Annotated in this window: 20 protein-coding genes; 10 read left to right on the forward strand and 10 right to left on the reverse strand. The window is 62.8% G+C overall.

Annotated elements, in window-relative coordinates; genetic code table 11:
• Nucleotides 1-83 precede the first annotated feature (83 nt).
• The 5 genes from ACIQTW_RS08120 (at nucleotide 84) to ACIQTW_RS08140 (ending at nucleotide 4,617) form a co-directional block, all read left to right on the forward strand.
• Nucleotides 84-299: a hypothetical protein gene (locus ACIQTW_RS08120; RefSeq protein WP_402935843.1), complete on the forward strand. Its 216-nt coding sequence runs from the start codon at nucleotides 84-86 to the stop codon at nucleotides 297-299.
• The gene (locus ACIQTW_RS08125; RefSeq protein WP_402935846.1) at nucleotides 296-1,801 is read left to right on the forward strand and encodes a sodium:solute symporter; all 1,506 of its coding nucleotides are present in this window, start codon (nucleotides 296-298) and stop codon (nucleotides 1,799-1,801) included. Before ACIQTW_RS08120 ends, ACIQTW_RS08125 begins: the two co-directional genes overlap by 4 nt.
• Nucleotides 1,798-3,402 carry an amidohydrolase gene (locus ACIQTW_RS08130; RefSeq protein ID WP_402935849.1) on the forward strand — a complete coding sequence of 535 codons (1,605 nt, stop codon included), beginning with the start codon at nucleotides 1,798-1,800 and terminating at the stop codon, nucleotides 3,400-3,402. Before ACIQTW_RS08125 ends, ACIQTW_RS08130 begins: the two co-directional genes overlap by 4 nt.
• A 58-nt stretch (nucleotides 3,403-3,460) precedes the next feature.
• The gene (locus tag ACIQTW_RS08135) at nucleotides 3,461-4,111 is read left to right on the forward strand and encodes a hypothetical protein (RefSeq protein ID WP_402935852.1); all 651 of its coding nucleotides are present in this window, start codon (nucleotides 3,461-3,463) and stop codon (nucleotides 4,109-4,111) included.
• An 83-nt stretch (nucleotides 4,112-4,194) separates the two neighbouring features.
• Nucleotides 4,195-4,617, forward strand: a complete 423-nt coding sequence (locus ACIQTW_RS08140) for a hypothetical protein (protein WP_402935855.1) — start codon at nucleotides 4,195-4,197, stop codon at nucleotides 4,615-4,617.
• A 68-nt stretch (nucleotides 4,618-4,685) separates the two neighbouring features.
• Here the strand turns inward: ACIQTW_RS08140 and ACIQTW_RS08145 are convergent, their stop codons facing one another.
• Nucleotides 4,686-4,988, reverse strand: a complete 303-nt coding sequence (locus ACIQTW_RS08145; protein WP_402935858.1) for a DUF3040 domain-containing protein — start codon at nucleotides 4,986-4,988, stop codon at nucleotides 4,686-4,688.
• A 371-nt stretch (nucleotides 4,989-5,359) separates the two neighbouring features.
• Here ACIQTW_RS08145 and ACIQTW_RS08150 point away from each other — a divergent pair, with 371 nt between their 5' ends.
• A complete protein-coding gene (locus ACIQTW_RS08150; protein WP_402935861.1) occupies nucleotides 5,360-5,734 on the forward strand; it encodes a hypothetical protein in 375 nt (124 codons plus the stop codon).
• Between the two features lie 9 nt (nucleotides 5,735-5,743).
• Here ACIQTW_RS08150 and ACIQTW_RS08155 read toward each other — a convergent pair whose 3' ends face one another.
• From ACIQTW_RS08155 to dnaK, 4 genes are all read right to left on the reverse strand, one after another.
• Nucleotides 5,744-6,172: a heat shock protein transcriptional repressor HspR gene (locus ACIQTW_RS08155; protein WP_402935864.1), complete on the reverse strand. Its 429-nt coding sequence runs from the start codon at nucleotides 6,170-6,172 to the stop codon at nucleotides 5,744-5,746.
• A 10-nt stretch (nucleotides 6,173-6,182) separates the two neighbouring features.
• Nucleotides 6,183-7,163, reverse strand: a complete 981-nt coding sequence (locus ACIQTW_RS08160) for a DnaJ C-terminal domain-containing protein (RefSeq protein WP_402935867.1) — start codon at nucleotides 7,161-7,163, stop codon at nucleotides 6,183-6,185.
• A gap of 90 nt (nucleotides 7,164-7,253) precedes the next feature.
• Nucleotides 7,254-7,913, reverse strand: a complete 660-nt coding sequence (locus ACIQTW_RS08165) for a nucleotide exchange factor GrpE (protein WP_402935870.1) — start codon at nucleotides 7,911-7,913, stop codon at nucleotides 7,254-7,256.
• 2 nt (nucleotides 7,914-7,915) lie between these two features.
• Nucleotides 7,916-9,778, reverse strand: a complete 1,863-nt coding sequence (gene dnaK, locus ACIQTW_RS08170) for a molecular chaperone DnaK (RefSeq protein ID WP_402935873.1) — start codon at nucleotides 9,776-9,778, stop codon at nucleotides 7,916-7,918.
• Between the two features lie 252 nt (nucleotides 9,779-10,030).
• On the opposite strand from dnaK, the gene ACIQTW_RS08175 reads away from it, so the two are divergent.
• Nucleotides 10,031-10,588 (forward strand): hypothetical protein, encoded by a 558-nt coding sequence (locus tag ACIQTW_RS08175; protein WP_402935876.1) that lies wholly within the window; start codon nucleotides 10,031-10,033, stop codon nucleotides 10,586-10,588.
• Here the strand turns inward: ACIQTW_RS08175 and ACIQTW_RS08180 are convergent.
• The 3 genes from ACIQTW_RS08180 to ACIQTW_RS08190 are packed head-to-tail and all read right to left on the reverse strand — an operon-like array spanning nucleotide 10,563 to nucleotide 13,001.
• Nucleotides 10,563-11,456, reverse strand: coding sequence for a DUF817 domain-containing protein (locus ACIQTW_RS08180; RefSeq protein WP_402935879.1), 894 nt, complete (start codon nucleotides 11,454-11,456; stop codon nucleotides 10,563-10,565). The genes ACIQTW_RS08175 and ACIQTW_RS08180 overlap by 26 nt on opposite strands.
• Nucleotides 11,449-12,240 carry an oxygenase MpaB family protein gene (locus ACIQTW_RS08185; RefSeq protein WP_402935882.1) on the reverse strand — a complete coding sequence of 264 codons (792 nt, stop codon included), beginning with the start codon at nucleotides 12,238-12,240 and terminating at the stop codon, nucleotides 11,449-11,451. The genes ACIQTW_RS08180 and ACIQTW_RS08185 overlap by 8 nt, the downstream gene beginning before the upstream one ends.
• Before the next feature lie 17 nt (nucleotides 12,241-12,257).
• Nucleotides 12,258-13,001 (reverse strand): TetR/AcrR family transcriptional regulator, encoded by a 744-nt coding sequence (locus ACIQTW_RS08190; RefSeq protein ID WP_402935885.1) that lies wholly within the window; start codon nucleotides 12,999-13,001, stop codon nucleotides 12,258-12,260.
• 143 nt (nucleotides 13,002-13,144) lie between these two features.
• Between ACIQTW_RS08190 and ACIQTW_RS08195 the strand changes: the two genes are divergently transcribed.
• Complete coding sequence (locus tag ACIQTW_RS08195) at nucleotides 13,145-14,077, forward strand: NAD-dependent epimerase/dehydratase family protein (protein ID WP_402935888.1); 933 nt, start codon at nucleotides 13,145-13,147, stop codon at nucleotides 14,075-14,077.
• 48 nt (nucleotides 14,078-14,125) lie between these two features.
• Here the strand turns inward: ACIQTW_RS08195 and ACIQTW_RS08200 are convergent, their stop codons facing one another.
• A complete protein-coding gene (locus tag ACIQTW_RS08200) occupies nucleotides 14,126-14,959 on the reverse strand; it encodes an alpha/beta fold hydrolase (protein ID WP_402935890.1) in 834 nt (277 codons plus the stop codon).
• Between the two features lie 126 nt (nucleotides 14,960-15,085).
• Between ACIQTW_RS08200 and ACIQTW_RS08205 the strand changes: the two genes are divergently transcribed.
• Both ACIQTW_RS08205 and ACIQTW_RS08210 read left to right on the forward strand, forming a co-directional pair.
• On the forward strand, nucleotides 15,086-16,171 hold the full coding sequence (locus ACIQTW_RS08205; RefSeq protein WP_402935892.1) for an AAA family ATPase: 1,086 nt from the start codon (nucleotides 15,086-15,088) through the stop codon (nucleotides 16,169-16,171).
• Between the two features lie 96 nt (nucleotides 16,172-16,267).
• On the forward strand, nucleotides 16,268-18,709 hold the full coding sequence (locus ACIQTW_RS08210; RefSeq protein WP_402935895.1) for an HAD-IC family P-type ATPase: 2,442 nt from the start codon (nucleotides 16,268-16,270) through the stop codon (nucleotides 18,707-18,709).
• Here ACIQTW_RS08210 and ACIQTW_RS08215 read toward each other — a convergent pair.
• On the reverse strand, nucleotides 18,679-19,101 hold the full coding sequence (locus ACIQTW_RS08215; RefSeq protein ID WP_402935898.1) for a hypothetical protein: 423 nt from the start codon (nucleotides 19,099-19,101) through the stop codon (nucleotides 18,679-18,681). The two genes, ACIQTW_RS08210 and ACIQTW_RS08215, sit on opposite strands and share 31 nt — an antisense overlap.
• Between the last annotated feature and the right edge of the window lie 42 nt (nucleotides 19,102-19,143).

Consider the following 19,143-nt stretch of genomic DNA (forward strand, 5'->3'; position numbering starts at 1 on the left):
CACTTTTACTTGCGGGAACGTTCCCGCACATCGTCTCCTTCGCTTACATCCGGCCAACGACGCCCGGAGGAATGGATCCCCCAATGTCCCATGCTGTCCTGACTTCGGACCGCCGAAGCACCATACGCAGGACGGTCTTCGTGATCGATATCCTGCTCCTGCTTGCCCCACCCGTGCACTGGTTATTCGCCGACGGTCAATCCACCATCTGGTACTTTCTCGTGGCCAACGCCTTGGTGACCTTGTCCCTCTTCGCCCTGTGGTTCACACGGGAAATCGATGACGAGGCAACGCCATGAACATGCTGATCGGTTATGGAGCCATCCTGCTGTTCACCGTGCTGGTGGTGGTTGTCATGAGCCGCAGCCGGCGGGCTGACAAATCCATGAGCGAATACGCCACAGGCGGCCGCTCCTTCAGCTCCTGGTTCGGCACCATGGCATTCCTCAACACTTGGCTTGCCGGCACCATGTTCATTTCCTTCGCCGGTCTCACTGCCAGCGCCGGTGCCATCGGCTTCTATTCCTTGTCCTACTCGTTGCTCAGCGTGGTGCTGATGTTCTTCCTCGGCACCCCGGTGAACAAGTGGGGTCGCATCCACGATCTCCGGACCCAGGCAGATCTGCTCGGCCTGCGCTACAACTCACGCTCGGTACGGGTCATCGCTGCCCTCATCGGCGTCCTTGCCTCCATTCCATGGGTTGTCCTGGGGATGCAGTCCTTGGGGCTCGTCTTCTCCACCCTGTCCTTTGGACAGGTTTCCCCCTACGTCGCTGTGGTGATCGGCGTGCTCTTCATCGCCGCCCGCCAGATCTGGACGGTCAAGCTGGGTACCCGCGGCCTGATCATCAGCGACATGGTTCAAGGGATTTTCGCCTACGGGGTTGGCTTCCTGGTGATCCTCGGACTCCTGGTATGGCTCATTACCAATGGCCATGGGGTCAACGAGGTATCGCCCAGCCTGCTCCAATTGCCCGGTCCAGGCAGCGCAGCGGGCCCGTTCTACCTGTTCTCCCTGATTTTCACGGGAATGATGGGCGCTTGGTGCTGGCCGGACCTCTTTGTCCGGATGTTCAGCGTCAAAACCCCCAAAACGGTACAGAAGTCCGCCGTTCAGGCAGCACCGATCATGTTCCTGTTCTCAGCCGCGCTCACCACAGTGTGCCTCCTGGCCACCAGTATCCCGAGTGTTTCCGACGCCCCGGATACCGTGTGGTTCATCCTGGCTGGAATCGGCGGAGCGGGCATGGTTGCCATTGCCGGCGTGTGTGTTGTGGCCGCCACCATGGGCAACGTCGGAGCCAACCTGCAGGCCGTCGGCACGCAGTTGGCCAACGATGTGATCGGCGTTCGCAAACAAGAGCGCATCGAGTCCGCGAAGGGCGCAAAGATCGCCGTCGCCGCCATCACCCTTATCTCAGCCGGCGCGGCACTCCTGATGGCAAACCAGGTCTCCGGCCTGATCGTGGTGGCCTTCGTGTCCTACCAGGCCATCTGCCAGCTGGCCCCTACGCTCTTGCTCGGCATCTTCTGGCGCCGCGGGACAGCGGCTGCGGCCAACGCCGCCATGGTTTCGGGGATTCTGGTGGCAGCCGTTCTGGAGCTCATGTACCCAAGCCCCCTTTCGATTCCGTGGTTGGGTGGGCTGACCTCCGGAGTGGCCGGTTTGATCGTCAACCTCGCCGTCTACCTGGTGGTTTCCATCGTCAAGCCAGCCCCCGCCCCAGAACAGGCCCGCGTTGACTCGCTCTTCGAGGGACTGAAGAAGAAGGAACCCATGAGTGAAGGAGCACTGACGTGACGGTCGCAGACACCATCGTCCTGGCACGCCGAATCCACACGCTGGACCCGGACCTGCCAACCGCCACCGCCCTTGCGATCACAGACGGCCGGATTGCCGCCGTCGGGTCCCCTTCAGAACTGAAGCCGTTCAGCGGACCCGGCACCACTGTCCTGGACTACGGCGACGCGACGATCGTCCCCGGCCTGAACGACAGCCACACCCATGTGATTTTCGGCCTCGATCTGGCCCGCGGCCTGCAGTTGACCGACCTCGGTCCCCTTGACGAGGTGCAACGGATCATCGGGGACGCCGCCGCGGCTGCCGAGCCCGGCGAGTGGGTGATCGGTTGGGGCCTGGACCCTAATCTCTTCACCGGCATCGGCTTCAGCGGTCGCCTTTTCGACGACGCTACCGGCCCGGTGCCGATGTTCCTGCGCATGCGTGACGGCCACTCGGCGATCGTCAATTCAGCGGCGTTGGCCGCGTCCGGGATCACGGGTCCGGTGGATTTTCCGGACGAGTCACTGATAGACGTCGACGACGACGGCACGCCCACCGGCTACCTCGTCGAGTTCAGCGCGATGGACCTGGCGACGAAAGCCCTCCCGCAGGAGAGCTTCGATGTCCGCGCCGAAAGGCTGGGCGAGCTGCTCAACGGAATGGCCGCCGTCGGAATCACTTCCACGCATGTCATGGACTATGCGGAGGGGTCGGGGGAACTCGCCGCCCATCTTGAGGCAACAGGCGAGCTTCCCCTCCGCTTGCGCTTCTCCCCCATGGTCCATGCCGGCGCTTCGCTGGACGAGCTCGGGAAAGCTGCCGCGCTGCAAGGCACAGGCGGCCGGCGGTGGCGGGTGGAAGGTGTGAAGTTCTTCATTGACGGCACCATCGACAACGGTTCGGCGTGGCTGGAACAACCTGATGCTTACGGCGAGAACCACGAATCGGTATGGACGGATCCCGAGGACTTCCAGAAAGCACTGAGGTTCTTTGTGGAGCGTGGCATTCCCACAGCCACGCACGCCATCGGTGACCAAGGGGTCCGGTACGTTCTTGATGCGCTGGAGGCCGCCGGGGATTCCCGGGGTTTGGCCGCACACAGGATCGAGCACATCGAGACCATCCCCGACGATTTAGTGGCCCGGTTTGCCGAACTCGGTGTCGCGGCCAGCATGCAGCCGGTTCACGGCACGCACCACACTCGTGCCGACCGCACGGACAACTGGTCCGTCCGCCTGGGCGGCGAAAGGGCCGCCCGCGGCTGGCGGTGCCGGGATCTCCGGGAAGCCGGGGTGACCGTGGCCCTGGGCTCAGACTGGCCCATCACACCGTACGATCCGCGGGCAATGATGGCCGATTCAATCCTTCGGCGGCCGGTTGAACGGCCGGACGTTGAGCCGGTCCAGCCTGAGCAGGCACTCACCGCCCTGATGGCCTTGGAGGGTTACACCAGCCATGCCGCCGCCGCTGCCGGCCTGACTGCGGAAACGGGCACCATCAGCGTGGGGAAGCTGGCCGACCTCACGGTGTTCGAGCAGGATCCCCTGCTGGTCACCCCGGAAGAACTGGCCAGGACGTCCGTGGTGGCCACGTTCGTGAGCGGGCTGCCTACGCGCTAGCTGTCGGGGCAGGGTGCTGGTCTTCGGGACCCCTGCACCCTGCCCTAGGCTGGGGACCATGGCGATCATTCACAAGGCAACCCTTTCCCCGTCCAAGCTCGAACTCATCGCTGACTACCTCCCGAAGCAGCCCTGGTTCATCCAGGACGGTTCCCCGGAGCTCATCGGCGCCTACCGCTTTGACGATCCCGCCGGCGAGGTGGGTCTGGAGACGCACGTTGTCACTGCCGGCGAACGCGTTTACCAAGTGCCCCTCAGTTACCGCGGATACGCACTGGCCGGTGCTGAGGAGTGGTTGATCGGAACCATGGACCACTCCGTCCTCGGCAAGCGCTGGGTGTACGACGCCTGCGCGGACCCCATCTACGTCAAAGCCCTCGCTACGGCCATTTTGACCGGCCAGAAAGAAGCAGAACTGATCGTTGACGGCGAGCCGGAGCCCCGGCCCAGCACGGTCACGGTGAAAGGCAGCGGACAGCTCGACGGCGGTGTCCCGGCCTTGAGTGCCTCGGCGCCGGTCTCGGGCAGCGGCGTGACGATCATTGATGCGGGCGAGCTGCGGTTGAAGGTGGCGCGTGTCCTGGATGTAGCAGCCGACGTCTCCGCCAATACCGCAGCGGCCCAGGAGCTTCACGGCGAGCTCACTCTCAACGGCCATTGGGCCGGGCTGGAGGAATCGGTGGAGCTGGCATCGGTGGTTCGAAACTAACGGCAAGCAGTGGCATCTGTTGGTCGCCGCAGCTCCGGCGTAGGCTGACAACGACGCCGTCTAACTACGTGAGGGGTTTCATCATGTACAAAGCGCAAACCATCATTCCCGCGGCCCAAGATCTCGCCCGTGAGTGGGTAACGCATGCAACAGAGGGCACGTCCGCGCAGACAGACGCAGTGGTGAGGTGGGCTTTGACCCGGATCAACCACGCCGACGTTCCATCAGTGGTACATGGAGTCATGCTCACACTGACTGGGAACAAGAAGGCAGCCAAGGAAGCCCGTCGCACTGCCGCCAGAGCAGTGAAGAGGACCACCCAGGCCCTCAGCCGCAAGACCACACAGCGCAGCTCCCGCCGAGCTGTATGGTTTACCACCTTGGCTGCAGCTGTTGTAGGCGCGGGTGCAGTGTTTGCCTGGCGCATGATGGTGCCACCGGGCGAACCGGAGCCGGTCAAACAGCCGGAGGCACCGCTTCAGCAGCCCGTCCCTCCGGTGCCCTGACATCTCGACGCGACTGCCCGGACATCTCGACGACGACCCGGCCCCGTTAAGGGGCCGGGTCGTCGTCGTCAAGGGGCCGGGTCCTCGTCGCGCCGTTCAATCCGTCTCCGCAGCGAGGTTCCGGCCAGGAGCCAATACGCTCCGGCGCTGGCTAGCAGGAAGCCCGCAACGCCCAGGATCACCAGCTGGGTGACGATCCCTGCAATGACCAGGACAAAACCGATCAAAACTGCCAGGGCGCCGGAAACCGTACGGGCTATCGCCCCACGCGGGCGGCCCGACTTCAACTCAAACGCGAGGTCGGGATCCGTTGCAGCGAGATCCCGCTCCAGCTCTTCCAAGCTCCTGCGTTCTTCATCCGACAACGACATCGGAATTCCTCACCACACGAGCAGGGCCGCAACCTGCGGCGATGCTCAGAACATCTGCACGAGCGCTGCTTGCCGTGCCATGCCTTCATTATCTGCCCGTTCACGGCTTCTAGCCACAGGCAAAACGGCCTCCACTCGAGGGATTTCCCACCAGGACCGTCTTCACAACTTACCAAGGGTCCTAAGCATGCTTACGATGGAGGGGCAGGTTCCTGACGCACCACGAGTACGGAAATCCAACCGCCGACTGGAAAGTTGAAATCCCCATGGCACGACGAAGCGCTAAGAAGGCAACACATTCTAGGCCGCTGGCTACTCCCGGCGTGGAGCCGAAGCGGCGCCGATCCGGACGGGCCCTCTGGCTCGTCGCCATGGGTCTCGTAGCGGGGGTGGCAGGTGGAGCGTTCGCTTTCCGTATGCTGGTGCCGCCAGGAGAGCCCGAGCCGGTCCGGAACCGGGGGCACGAGCCAAGGGGAGCCTCGCGGCTGGAAACGTCGCCCACTGACGCTTCCCAACCCCATGTGGCACAGCCGGCGGAAATCCTTGTCCCTGAAGAGCCCGTCGAGATCTCAACAAGGATGCGGCCGGGCGAGTGGACCGAAGAGTCGCTCTTGGAGCACATCGAGGATTACAAACAGCAGATCCGTGACATGGGAGCGAGGGAAACGCAGATCGTCACCAACGTGGAACGAACCGAAGAAGGTGCTGCCCGCGTGGTGGTGAGCTGGGACCGGACCCTGCCGTAGGGCTTGAGGCTACAGGTTTTCGCCCTGCCGCGGCCGCCACACAACAACAGCCTGGGACCTTGCCCGAGGCCGTTGACCGCGGGCCAGGCTGACGACGTCCCCGGCTGCTCCCGCAGCGAAAATCCGCGCGTCCAGTGGTGAACGGCGACGGGACAGTTCTTCCTGCAGCTCCGTCACCCTGTACTGCAGCGCGGCCACTTGGTTTTCGAGGTCGAGGATGCGCTTGATGCCCTCGAGGGAGACGCCGGACTGCGAGAGGCGTTGGACCTCCCGCAGTTTGTTGACGTCGTTCTGCGAATAGCGGCGGGACTTGCCGGGCGCGCGACTGGGCGAGACGATGCCCAGGCGGTCGTACTGGCGCAACGTCTGCGGATGCATGTCGGCAAGCTCCGCAGCGACGGAGATGACAAAGATCGGCTGGTTGACGTCGATGGCCATGACCGCCTCCTTACAACCGGGCCTTTGCGGCCAGGTCGTGACGTGGGTTGGCGTCGGTGGTTGCGGCAGCGAACGCCTTCACAGCTTCTTCCGCTTCCTTGTTCAGGTTTTGGGGAACCGCGACGTCGATTGTCACCAGCAGGTCGCCGGTGGACTTGGACGTTTTCACACCCCGGCCTTTGACCCGGAGTGTCCGGCCCGATGGTGTGCCTGCCGGGACGCGAACCTTGACGGTGTCGCCGTCGAGCGTTGGCACTTCAATGGTGGCGCCCAGCGCCGCTTCCGCAAACGTGACGGGCACGTGGATGCGGATATTGTCGCCGTCGCGCTGGAAAAAGTCGTGGGGCTTCACGCTCACCGTGATGATGAGGTCGCCATTACCGGCCGGGCCAACGTTGCCCTTGCCGCGCTGACGGACCTTCTGCCCGTCCTTGATGCCGACGGGAATCTTGACGTCGATCACGTTTCCGTTGCTTTCACGCAAGCTGACCGTAGTCCCCTTGATGGAGCCGGCAAACGAGATGGATGTGGTGGCCGTCCGGTCAGCACCCTTTTGCGGTGCACGCTGGAATCCGGTCTGGCCGGCTCCGCCGAAGCCACCGCCAAACAGGTCAGCGAACTCCGGAGGTATTCCACCGCCAGCAGGCTGACGAGCACCGGGCCCGCCGCCGAACAAGCCGCCGAACAGGTCCTCGAACCCACCGTTGGCCCCGGCACCACCGCGTCCGGCTCCGGCACCCGGAGCAAAGCGGGCACCACCCATGGCGCGGATGGCGTCGTACTGCTGCCGATCCTCGGGATTCGACAGCACCGAGTAGGCCTCGGAAATGTCCTTGAACTTCTTCTCCGCAGCAGCATTGCCCGAGTTCGTGTCAGGGTGATGCTCGCGGGCTAGCTTGCGGTAAGCCTTCTTGATATCCGCGTCGGACGCGTCCTTGGCAATACCAAGGATCGCGTAAAAATCCTTTTCAACCCAGTCCTGGCTGGCCAAGAGCGTTTCCTTTCGTTTGGGGAACGAGATGGCAGTTCGCGCCAATGTTCTACTCAAACACTGTCACGAACTGCCATCTCGAGAGGGGTACTAAGCCGGAACAGCCACGATGACCTGGGCTGCACGCAGGACACGCTCGCCGGAGCGGTATCCGGAGCGCAGCACCTGGCTGACCGTGTCAACCTCGATGTCTTCGCCGGGCTGCTGGATGAGTGCCTCGTGGATGGTGGGGTCGAATTCGACTCCGGTATCGGCGATGCGCTCCAGTCCGTACGTCTTCAGCGCATTCTCCAGCTTGGTGGCGATAGCGGCGAAGGGGCCGTCTTCGAGGTCACCGTGCTGGCGGGCGGCGTCGACGTCGTCCAGCACCGGGAGCAGCGAGTTCAGGACGCCGATGACGGCCATCTCTCCTGCTACGGCGCGGTCGCGTTCGACGCGCTTGCGGTAGTTGACGTACTCAGCCTGAAGGCGGAGGAGGTCGTTGCGGAGCTCCGCTGCCTGGGCTTCAGCCGCGGCACCGGAGGCTACCGATTCCTCGGCCGGCACCTCTACCCCGTTGAGGATTTCCTCAGCTTGGGAGAGGGCGTCGCCGTCCGTGGGAGCGGCGTTGCCTTCGGTAGGAGCCGCAGCTTCGCTTTCAGGCTGACGTGCTTCGCCGGTCTCCGGATCAACCTTGCGGTTGTCCCGGATAACTGGCTTACGCGGCTCGTTGCCTTCTGAGTGCTCTGCTTCGTTGCCGTGGTGAGGCATGGCTACTTCTTCGCTTCGTCTTCGTCGATGATTTCGGCGTCGACGATGTCCTCATCAGCAGCCTTCTCACCGGCCGGAGCACCTTCTGCACCGGCACCCGGAGCGTCAGCTGCGGCAGCCTGCGAGTAGATGGCTTCGCCGAGCTTCGTCTGGGAAGCCTGGAGCTTCTCGAAAGCAGTCTTCACAGCGGCGTCGTCGGTGCCTTCCAGCGCGGACTTGAGGGCGTCGACGTCGGCCTTGACCTCGGTCTTGACCTCTTCGGGCAGCTTGTCGTCGTTGTCGGCGATCAGCTTGTCCACGGAGTAGGCGAGCTGCTCTGCGGAGTTACGGGTGTCCGTAGCTTCGCGGCGGGCCTTGTCCTCTGCAGCGTGCTCTTCGGCTTCACGGACCATGCGGTCGATGTCGTCCTTGGACAGTGCCGTGCCACCGGTGATGGTCATGGACTGTTCCTTGCCGGTGCCCTTGTCCTTTGCGGACACGTGCACGATGCCGTTGGCATCGATGTCGAAGGTGACCTCGACCTGCGGAACGCCGCGCGGCGCCGGAGCAATGCCGGTCAGTTCGAACGTGCCCAGCGGCTTGTTGTCGCGGGTGAATTCACGCTCGCCCTGGAAGACCTGGATGGCCACGGACGGCTGGTTGTCGTCAGCGGTGGTGAAGGTCTCGGAACGCTTGGTGGGGATAGCGGTGTTGCGCTCGATGAGGTGCGTCATGACGCCACCCTTGGTTTCGATGCCGAGGGACAGCGGAGTGACGTCGATGAGGAGGACGTCCTTGCGCTCACCCTTCAGGACACCTGCCTGCAGTGCGGCACCAACGGCCACAACTTCGTCCGGGTTGACGCCCTTGTTGGGCTCCTTGCCGCCGGCGAGTTCCTTGACGAGCTCGGAGACGGCAGGCATACGGGTGGAGCCACCGACGAGGACGATGTGGTCGATGTCGGAAACCTTGATGCCGGCTTCAGCGATGACGTCCTGGAACGGCTTCTTGGTGCGGTCCAGCAGGTCCTTGGTGAGGTCCTGGAACTTGGCACGGGTCAGCTGCTCGTCCAAGTGGACCGGGCCGTCGGGGGTGACGGAGAGGTACTGAAGGGAGATGTTGGTGCTGGTGGAGGAGGACAGTTCCTTCTTGGCCTGCTCTGCAGCTTCACGGAGACGCTGGAGGGCGATCTTGTCCTTGGAGAGGTCGATGCCCTTGACCTTGAGCTGGCTCAGGAGCCACTCGACAACACGGTTGTCCCAGTCGTCGCCACCGAGGCGGTTGTCACCGGCGGTTGCGCGGACCTGGATGGTGGAGAAGTTGTCTTCGTCCTTGCCAACCTCCAGGAGGGAGACGTCGAAGGTACCGCCACCGAGGTCGAACACCAGGATGAGTTCGTCTTCCTTGCCCTTGTCCAGGCCGTATGCCAGTGCAGCCGCGGTGGGCTCGTTGACAATGCGGAGGACGTTGAGGCCTGCGATTTCGCCGGCTTCCTTGGTGGACTGGCGCTCGGCGTCGTTGAAGTAGGCCGGAACGGTGATCACTGCGTCGGTGACCTTTTCACCCAGGTAGCTCTCGGCGTCGTTCTTGAGCTTCATGAGGATACGCGCGGAGATTTCCTGCGGCGTGTACTTCTTGTCATCGACGGCGACGCTCCAGTCAGTGCCCATGTGGCGCTTGACGGAAGCGATGGTGCGGTCGATGTTGTTGACGGCCTGGCGCTTGGCGATTTCGCCGACCAGGACTTCGCCGGACTTGGAGAACGCAACGACGGACGGCGTAGTGCGGCCGCCTTCTGCGTTGGCGATAACGGTGGGCTCGCCACCTTCGAGAACAGAGACCACGGAGTTGGTGGTTCCGAGGTCGATACCTACTGCACGTGACATATCTTGTTTCCTTTCAATGGCCGATGTTGGAGATTGCACCTGGCAGCGGTCCGCTGGGCGGTTTCACTGCCGGGAGCCCACTCAACAATCGGCTAGTTGAGCGTTCTGCACTCAACTGTACTCAGGCTCAGATTTAAGTCAATCCAAAGTTGAGTGAAGTACGCTCAATTTTCTCATTTGCCGACTGAAAAATGCCGGAATCACGCGGTTGCAGGGCTGGTTTCGCCTAGGGTGAACTGGCAGACTGACGCGATGGAGTTCACGGGATACCTGCCGCCGGACGAGTTCTGGGCCATGAACGACCGAATGGATCAGGAGGTCAGGGAAGGCGCGGACCGGCTCCCTCTGTTCTTCATCAAGGAGTGGGATGTCCCGGTCATGTTGGGCAACTGGCAACTGGATGGCAGCGAGGGCGGGGTGGTGCATGGCGACACCTTCTCTCCAACAGGGCCGCTGGTGGAAGTCATCACAACAAAACAGGATCCCCGGGAGACTGCCCGAAACCGGTGGCGCGCCTCGGCCGGAATTCCGCACAACCTGGAGGAACTTCAGCGGCAGAACGCCACCTTCAATGCCCTCCCCAGCGGGCGCATTACGATCACTGTTGACGGCGCAGCCACACACTTCACCCTTTGGCCCGGAAGAGACTCGTGGCTCGCCGCCGGCACATTCGGCGGCTTCGGGATCGTGATCGACGCCCAACGCGACCCTCCCTCCCCGGAAGCCGTCAACCTCAGTCGGGTGTCCGACGTCGAGCCCTTGCTTCAAGCGCGGCGCGCGGCGCTCAAGGCGCTACGCGGCGAAGCCTAGGAACTTCAGCGGTTTCGACGGCGCCAAGCGGCTCCGGCTTGTACACCCAGGCAACCAGCACCACCGAGATAATCATCAGCAGGAACCATGCCAGGAGCTTGTCGATGGAGACCGCCTGCCACCCGTCCAGCTGGTTCGGGTACAGCCACGCGCGTGACCAAGTGCCGATGTTCTCGGCGAACCAAATGAACAGCGCCACCAGCAGGAACGACACCAGGATCGGCATGCGGAATCGACGCCGGAACACCCTGAAGTGCATGACGCACCGCCCGTAGACAAGCACGACGGCGGCCAGCAGCACCCAGCGTGCATCGAAGATGTAGTGGTGCGAGAAGAAATTAACGTAGATCGCGCCAGCAACAACAGCCGTGACCCACCGCCGCGGGTATCGATCAAAACGGAGGTCGAACAGCCGGAAAACACGCACCATATAGGAACCAACGGCCGCGTACATGAACCCGCTAAACAGTGGCACGGCCCCAATCCGCAGGACGCCTTCCGCCTCATAAGCCCAGGAACCGACGTCCGTTTTGAACAACTCCATCACCGTCCCCACCACATGGAAGAGCAGGATCACCCGCAGCTCGCGCAGCGTCTCGAGTTTGAAACTGATCATTAGTACTTGGATTACGACGGCGGCGATGGTGAGGAAGTCATTCCGGGCGAGAGCCGCATTGTCCGGGTACCAAAGACGGGCCGCGATGATCACTGCGAGTAAGGCCGCTCCGAACACACAAGCCCAGGCCTGCTTCAGCCCAAAGACCACGAACTCCGTGAGACGTCCGCGCATGCGGCCGACTCCGGGCCGGTCCAAATATCGGTGGGCGGCGTCATCAATGGACTGCTCAACCGAGGTGAAATTACGCATGGTGGGGCATTCTGCCTGGTTTGAGTTGGCCCAAGTAGTAGTCCTTCGGCCAGTGACGAATACGCTGCGGCAGCCGCGGGTAAACGCGCCCCACTAGGCGCATCGTCTGTTCGTAGCGTCGCGCCTGGCTGGGACCCCAGGTGAATCCGAAATCCTTACGAAGGTGCTCCGGCAACAAGCCCGCCGTGAGGAAGCGGGCCAGCGGCATTGCCAAGCGCATCAGGAGCGGACCTGCTGCCGGGTAGAGCAGGTCCCGGGCGATTTTGCGGGCCTTCTCATCGGGCTGCAAAGTTGCCACGTGCGCGTCCCAATACGCGGCAAAGGCCGCGCGGTCAGCGGGCCACTTGTTTGGCGGAAGCTGCAGTGCCGTCCCGATCCGCGCATAGTCGAGGTACATGCGATCGGCGGTTTCGTCGTCGAGTAGTCCGTGAACCTGCTGGTAAACGGTGACCGCCGTGTCGTAAAGGGTGGCGACAACCCACAGTTGGGAATCGGCGTCGAAGGCGTTGTAACCGGCTGATGCATTGTCAGCGTTCCGGCGGACCGGCGCGTGGGCGCGATTGACTGCGCGGCGCACGGCCGCGACCTGTTCTTCCGTTCCGTAAACCACGGCGTAAACATAAGTCAGCGTGGCCCGGAGCCTGTCCTGCGGCCGGTGGGCAAAGTCGCTGTGGTCCGCGACTCCGTGACCAACCCTGGGGTCGGCAATCTGAAGGAGAATCGCGCGGCCCGCACCGGCGAGAAGGACACCCTCCGCACCAATGTCTGCAAGTCCTCGAGCCATCTGAATACTGTAGCGCCCTAGCCTTGGAGCCCCATGACACCCTGAAGCACGCCCAGCTGATGGTCGAAAAGTTCGTCCCGGGGCGTGAAGGTATCCGGACCGTACTGCCCGAACACCTCGAAACTGACCGCACCGAACACGGACGTCCACACCAAGACTCCCCGCGCCAGTGACGCATCAGGTACAGCGAGATTCAGTTCCGTTCGAATGCTCGCCAGGTTTTTTGCCAAAGCAGGTGGAATCACGACGCCGGCAGTCGCCTCGGCGTCCAAGGCACCTGCGCGGTGGGCGGCGTCGAAGATGCTCACCAGACGGTAGATAACCCGCGTCCCAGGGACGGTTGTGCGCTCACCGGGTGCCTGATATCCGGGCACGGGGCTGCCGAAGAGCAAGGCGTAGCTTGCTGGCTCACGGATGGCCCACGCCCGGACGGCCTTTGCCAGCGCTTTGAACCGTCCGGCGAAGGCATTCTCCGGCAGCGCGTCCACAGCTGCGTCAACTTCGTCGCCCAACTCGTTGTAGGCGTCGATCAGCAGGAGCGTAAGTAGTTCGTCGCGGTTCTCGACGTAACGGTAAACGGCCGAGGAAACTACGCCAAGATCCCTCGCCACCGCACGCAGGGATAGGGCGGCGGCACCATGGAGAGCCAAGTGTTCCCGGCCGATCCGAACGATGTCGGCGATGGTCTGAGTGCGGGCACGTTCGCGGGGAGTCGGGGGCTTCTCCTTGGGTTTCGCGGAAGTGGGTTCGACTGATCTCATGACCACAGCTTGCCACAAATGAGAGCGGTAGCAGCACATGAGAGCAGTGCTCTTGACTTTGCGTACTTCGCGACTCATCCTAATTGAGAGAGCAGTGCTCTCAGTTTCATTATCTGGAGAAGAGACCCGAGAGAAGGACCACGATGTACGTCGTCACCGGAGCAGGACCAGTTGGATACACCGTCGCCGAACAACTCGCGGAGCAAGGTCATCAAGTGCGCGTCCTCACCCGCTCGGGCAGCGGCCCTGACCACCCTTTGGTGGAGCGGCTGCAGGTGGACGCGTCAGATCGCGAACAGCTCAGCCAGGCCATCACTGGAGCCGGCGCAGTCTTCCACTGCATCCACGCTTCCGCCTATCGGGCAACAACGTGGGCCGCCGAACTCCCCCAGGCCGAGCAAGTGGTGATGGACGCAGCGGAAGCCGCCGGCGCCGTCGTCGTCTTCCCCGAAAGCCTTTACTCGTACAGCGAGCCGGACCGGATCATGACCGAAACGAGCCCGCGGGAAGCTGCGGGTGGCAAGCGCGGCATCCGCGTCCAGCTGCTTAGAGCACGCGAGGCCCATCCCGCCAACACTGTGAGCGTCGTGGCAGGAGACTTCTTTGGGCCTCGTGTGAAAATGGCCCATGCCGGCGAACGGATGGTTCCACTGGTCTTGTCGGGCAAGCCAATCCAAGCAATCGGAAGCGCAGATCAGCCGCACTCCTTTACTTACGTTCCCGACCTGGCCGCGGCAATGATCGTCGCAGCGCAGAAGCCCGAGCTCTGGAACAGCGTGCTGCATGGGCCCACCGGCTCGCCAATGACTCAGCGCGAAGTTGCGGCTGCCTATGCGGGCGCCGCTGGGGTGGCCACCCCGAAAGTGAGCGCCGTGCCCGGTTGGGTGCTGCGGGTGGCGGGCATTTTCTCCACGGAAATGCGCGAGCTGGCCGAATTGCTGTACCAGTTCGAGCGTCCCTTCGTGATGGACTCCTCCGAAAGCCAGCGGTTGCTGGGCCTTGAACCCACGCCTTTGGCGGAAGCAGCAGCGGCCACGGTGGCGTGGTGGCGGGGTGCTGCACGGCAGGCGATTTGAAGAAGGCGGCGATTCTGGGGCCTGAATTGGGCCAGGGAGCTTGAGAGGCTACTGGTCTTGCCAGCCGGATGGCGGTGGCGCGTCGAGGAACGTAGTCACCACATCCAAGACAAGGTTTGTCCTCGCGAGGCCAAAGAAATGCGTCGTACCGGGGAAGACGGCCAGCTGCGAGGCGGGCACACCCTCAAAATCGCCGTTCACATCTCCCCCGCGCAACTGCAGGAACCGAATTGCGTGCTCAAGCTTGACCATGTCGCAGTCCCCTACAGTGATCAAGGTGGGGGCCTGGATGCCGCGGATCTCGTCGTCCGTCCATCCCTTTGAACCGGAGTCGTAGCCGCCGAGCTTGGTCAAGAGTCCTTGGAGATGCTCGTGGTCCGGGTGCGGAGAGACCTCCAGATACCGCTGCTCCATGGGCGTTCCGGCAATCATGTCAACGGTCATTTCCGTGACCACCTCAGCGTTTCCGCCGCGATCGCCGTCGGGGTTGAAAGACACTGACGAGACAATGAGTTTACGGACGAGTTCGGGGTGTTTGATCGCCAGATGCAGTGCAACGGCCCCGCCAACGCTGAATCCGAAGACGTCAACCTCTCCGACGTCCAGGTGCTCCAGAAGACCCACGACGTCCGAGGCCAAATCGGCGGTGTTCAATGGGCGGTCGATGTCGTTGGTTCTGCCGTGGCCTTGGAAGTCCGTGGCGATCACCCGACGCTCCGCTGACAAGGCCGGGATAAGTGCGCCGAACTGCTGCTCGATGTCGAACAGCCCGCCGTGCAGGAGCAGCAAGGGCGTGCCACCGGAACCGTGGAGTTCGTAGTACATCCGTAGTCCGTTGATCTCTGCGTAACCGGTCTCCGGGGATGGTGTTGGCTGGTCCATCGCTTGTCCTCCGCTCTTGATATCCCCTATCCCGCGCCAGGCTTGCTTCCAGCTGAGGGTCGGCCTATGGTGGCAGGAGTTTCACCACTTTCACCAGTTTCACCCGGTTTCACCCAAGGAGGGTGTATGCAGAATCCCTTCAAGCCGACTGCCGGAGCCACGCCTCCCGAGCTGGTGGGGCGTGCCGGGCTGCTGGACGAGTTCGAGTACGGCTTGCAGCAGGGTTCCGGAGCGCCGGGGCTTCTGACCATCATCACCGGTTCAAGAGGCATCGGCAAGACAGTCATGTTGAGCGAAGCCGAAGGTATCGCCCGGAATCATGGCTGGGCCGTGATATCTCGAACAGCCACGCCAGGCTTCCTCGCGGGGGTTGGCGATGACATGCTCCGCCTCCTCGATGAGTTCGGAGACCGACCTCCATCCCGGAAGATCACCGCCTTTTCAGCAGCAGGCTTCGGACTGACAACCCAGCTCCCACCCGAACGGTCCCTCGACTGGCGGTGGACAGGGAACGAACTGTTGCGTCTGCTGGACGAGAAAGGCACAGGACTGGTCATTACCATCGACGAGATCCATGCGGTCGATAGGACAGAAATCGCTCAACTGGCCGCCGACGTCCAGCACTTCATCCGCGACGGGCTGCCCATCGGCCTGATCTTTGCTGGCCTGCCAGCGGCCGTATCCGACCTCCTCAATGAGGGCGTGGCCACGTTCCTGCGGCGGGCTGACAGGATCAACCTCCACGAAGCCGCCATCGCGGAAGTCACCGCTTCCTACAGCGAGCTCTTCGGTCAGGGCGGCGTTAGTATCTCCCCCGACCTCATCAGCAAAGCAGCCGAAGCCACCGAGGGTTATCCCTTTCTGATCCAACTGGTCGGCTATTACCTTTGGCTCGAAGCCGGCAAATCAGGATGGAAACTGGACCAGAGCCGCGTTCAGAATGGAATCGCAGCGGCCCAACGACGGAACACCTTAGTGGTCGTCGAGTCAGCCCTGTCGGACATCTCAGAAAGAGACCGCGAATTCCTCGACGCAATGGCCCTCCAGGACGGCCCATCTGCCGCTGGTCAAATCGGCGCCATCCTCAAGGCCAAGCCCAACGTCATTTCCAAGTATCGGAACCGGCTCATCGCTGCGGGCCTGATCGAGTCGGCCAGCTACGGCAAGGTGGACTTCGCAATCCCCGGGCTCCGCCAGTACCTCCGCGAGTAGATTGAAGCAAGCCTAACAACCACGACGGCGACATAACGCCCCGCGGCTGGCATACTCAGACCCATCGCTCCACCGACTCAACACACGGGGGCATGAGTGCCAAACGAGAAGGATCTTCCAGGACCTGCCGTCCGGCTCGTAGGGTCGTCGGTGCAGGGATTGAGCACTGCTGAGGTGGCCCAGAGAGTGGCCGCGGGGCAAACCAACGCCTTTGTTCAGGACACCAGCCGCAGCGTGTGGAGCATCATCCGAGCCAACGTGCTGACCCTGTTCAACGGCATCATCCTGGCCTGCTTCATTGTCCTGTTCGCTATCGGCCGCTGGCAGGACGCGCTCTTCGGCTTCAGTGCCGTCGCCAACGCGGTGATCGGCAGCGTCCAGGAGTACCGGGCAAAGCGGGCGTTGGACCGTTTGGCGCTCCTGAACGCACCCCACGCCCGGGTGATGCGCGCAAGCTCAGAGGAAGAAATCGCCCTGGATGACGTGGTGCTGGACGACACCCTTGTCCTAAGGGCCGGCGACCAGGTCCCCGCCGACGGGGTGGTGACAGGCTCACGTGGACTCCAAGTGGATGAGTCCATGCTGACCGGTGAATCCGATGCCGTTGAAAAGGAAAACGGGGACCGCGTGTTGTCCGGCTCCGTTGTGGTTGCCGGTGAAGGCTCAGCTGTGGTGGACCGGGTGGGCGCCGATTCCTTCGCGAACTCCCTCGCAGCCGAAGCCAAACGATTCTCGCTGGTGGCCTCCGAGCTCCGCTCCTCTATTGACCGCGTCCTCAAATGGGTGACTTGGTTCGTGGGTCCCGTGGCGTTGCTGGTTTTGAATGCCCAGATGATTGCCCAGGGCGGTTGGACCGAAGCCTCGGCGAGTGGAGCGTGGCGGGACGCGGCTACGGCGACTATTGCCGCCGTCGTCGCCATGGTCCCCTTGGGGCTGGTGCTGATGACCAGCATTACCTTCGCCGTGGGGGCGGTGAAGCTGGCCCGACAACAGGTCCTCGTGCAGGAACTTCCGGCCGTCGAAGGCCTGGCCCGCGTGGACATCATCTGCCTCGACAAGACCGGGACGCTCACCCAAGGCGACATCGTTTTCGACGCCGCTCACCCCCTGGCCGCGCGTCCCGGCTGGGAGTCCGTTCTTTCCTGGTATGGCGTGCAGAAGGATGCCAACGCAACAGCCCGCAGCCTCAACGGGCACTTCAACCAGCCGGCCGGCCAACCGCTTGATCGGGTGCCCTTCTCTTCCGCCCGTAAGTGGAGCGCGGTGATTTTCGACGACGGGATGTGGGTTCTGGGCGGACCGGAAATGGTGTTCCCGGAGCGCAACCCACGCGATCCCATGCTTCAGCAGCTCGCCACCCAGGCAGTGGAGTTGGCAGCGACTGGTCGGCGCACCTTGGTCCTGGCACACGGCACGCCCACTGACGACGAGACCGTCCCGGCGGATGCTGTCCCCGTAGTTCTCCTGACTTTCAAGGAGAACATCCGCCCGGATGCTGCCGAAACGCTCACCTACTTCGCAGCACAGGATGTGGACGTGCGGATCATTTCCGGTGACAACCCGCAAACGGTCGCCGCAATTGCCCGGGAAGTTGGTCTGGATGCGCCCCACGGCTTCGATGCCCGTGAGTTGCCGAACGATGACCACGAGTTCCTGGAAGTCATCAATAACAACGTGGTCTTCGGCCGTGTGACACCTGACCAGAAGAAGCGGATCGTCGTGGCGCTGAAGGCCGCCGGTCGCACAGTGGCCATGACCGGCGACGGCGTGAACGATGCCTTGGCCATCAAGGAAGCGGACATCGGTGTAGCCATGAATTCGGGTGCCGCCGCAACAAAGGCGGTGGCACGTTTGGTGCTGTTGGACGGCAAGTTCTCCCACCTGCCGAGCGTCGTTGCCGAGGGCCGGCAGGTCATTGCCAACATCGAGCGTGTGTCAATGCTGTTCCTCACGAAGACCGCCTACGCCACCTTCCTTGCCATCGCGTTCGGCATCCTTCTTTTGCCTTTTCCGTTCCTTCCCAGGCAGCTCTCCGTGACAGATGGCTTGACCATCGGCATTCCCGCGTTCTTCCTGGCGCTGCTGCCCAACGCCCAGCGTTACGTTCCTGGTTTCCTGCGGCGGTCGCTCACATTCGCCGTGCCGGCAGGCGTTTCCGTCACCTTGGGGCTTGCTTCCTACGCGCGCCTTGCCGCGAACCTGCAGATCCCGGAAGCCGAGATCAGGACCGGGTCCACGCTCATTCTGACGATTATCGGAATCTGGATCCTGGTGGTGCTCTCGCGTCCGGTTACCCGCTTCAAAGGCCTGGTTATCGGGGCGATGATGATCGGGCTCGTTCTGGTCTATTCAGTGCCTATAGCCCGTGACTTCCTGCAGTTCACCGATCCCACGCTCCCTACAGCACTACTCGTCCTGGGAACGTCCGTGGCTTGCATCGCGCTGATCGAGATCGTCCGCTTCGTTCACCGACGCGTAGCCTACAGGGACGCCCAGGAAGCGTTGCATCACCGGGTCACGAAGCGCGTCTCGAAATAGCGGCGACCACGTCCCACCCACAACGGCACCAGCACCGCCGCCGTTGCGACGGACTGGGAGATAACAGCCGACCAATCATTATCTGCGGCAATGATGAGGTCCAACACCGCAAAGGCCAAGCCAAGCAGCATCACCGCTGTTGCACCACGACGGGCTGCTTCACTCCCCCGCGCGACCCCGGAGGCCAGTCCGATCACCAATAAGCCGAACAGGATCATGCCTGCACCGAGCAAAGTGATAGGCAGGGCAATGCCACCGGACTGGGCCTCCGGTGAGTACCGCAGGAAAATCGTCAGGATCCCCAGAATGATTTGAACGATGCCACCGATGTACATCAGCACCACCGAGAACGTCACCGCCCCCGGCCGCTTAGGGCTCTCCCCCATCGTCATGAACTGAGCATAGACGAGCCAGCCCACCCGGCAAGCACAGCG

It is taken from the genome of Paenarthrobacter sp. NPDC090517, assembly GCF_044769165.1.
In the GTDB taxonomy this organism is placed as follows: Bacteria; Actinomycetota; Actinomycetes; order Actinomycetales; family Micrococcaceae; genus Arthrobacter.

Coding starts and splice junctions, on each gene's coding strand:
- ACIQTW_RS08120 (WP_402935843.1), top strand. CDS start 84: ATGTCCCATGCTGTCCTGACTTCGGACCGCCGAAGCACCATACGCAGG.
- ACIQTW_RS08125 (WP_402935846.1), top strand. CDS start 296: ATGAACATGCTGATCGGTTATGGAGCCATCCTGCTGTTCACCGTGCTG.
- ACIQTW_RS08135 (WP_402935852.1), top strand. CDS start 3,461: ATGGCGATCATTCACAAGGCAACCCTTTCCCCGTCCAAGCTCGAACTC.
- ACIQTW_RS08140 (WP_402935855.1), top strand. CDS start 4,195: ATGTACAAAGCGCAAACCATCATTCCCGCGGCCCAAGATCTCGCCCGT.
- ACIQTW_RS08145 (WP_402935858.1), bottom strand. CDS start 4,988: ATGTCGTTGTCGGATGAAGAACGCAGGAGCTTGGAAGAGCTGGAGCGG.
- ACIQTW_RS08150 (WP_402935861.1), top strand. CDS start 5,360: ATGGGTCTCGTAGCGGGGGTGGCAGGTGGAGCGTTCGCTTTCCGTATG.
- ACIQTW_RS08155 (WP_402935864.1), bottom strand. CDS start 6,172: ATGGCCATCGACGTCAACCAGCCGATCTTTGTCATCTCCGTCGCTGCG.
- ACIQTW_RS08165 (WP_402935870.1), bottom strand. CDS start 7,913: ATGCCTCACCACGGCAACGAAGCAGAGCACTCAGAAGGCAACGAGCCG.
- dnaK (WP_402935873.1), bottom strand. CDS start 9,778: ATGTCACGTGCAGTAGGTATCGACCTCGGAACCACCAACTCCGTGGTC.
- ACIQTW_RS08175 (WP_402935876.1), top strand. CDS start 10,031: ATGGAGTTCACGGGATACCTGCCGCCGGACGAGTTCTGGGCCATGAAC.
- ACIQTW_RS08180 (WP_402935879.1), bottom strand. CDS start 11,456: ATGCGTAATTTCACCTCGGTTGAGCAGTCCATTGATGACGCCGCCCAC.
- ACIQTW_RS08185 (WP_402935882.1), bottom strand. CDS start 12,240: ATGGCTCGAGGACTTGCAGACATTGGTGCGGAGGGTGTCCTTCTCGCC.
- ACIQTW_RS08190 (WP_402935885.1), bottom strand. CDS start 13,001: ATGAGATCAGTCGAACCCACTTCCGCGAAACCCAAGGAGAAGCCCCCG.
- ACIQTW_RS08195 (WP_402935888.1), top strand. CDS start 13,145: ATGTACGTCGTCACCGGAGCAGGACCAGTTGGATACACCGTCGCCGAA.
- ACIQTW_RS08200 (WP_402935890.1), bottom strand. CDS start 14,959: ATGGACCAGCCAACACCATCCCCGGAGACCGGTTACGCAGAGATCAAC.
- ACIQTW_RS08205 (WP_402935892.1), top strand. CDS start 15,086: ATGCAGAATCCCTTCAAGCCGACTGCCGGAGCCACGCCTCCCGAGCTG.
- ACIQTW_RS08215 (WP_402935898.1), bottom strand. CDS start 19,101: ATGACGATGGGGGAGAGCCCTAAGCGGCCGGGGGCGGTGACGTTCTCG.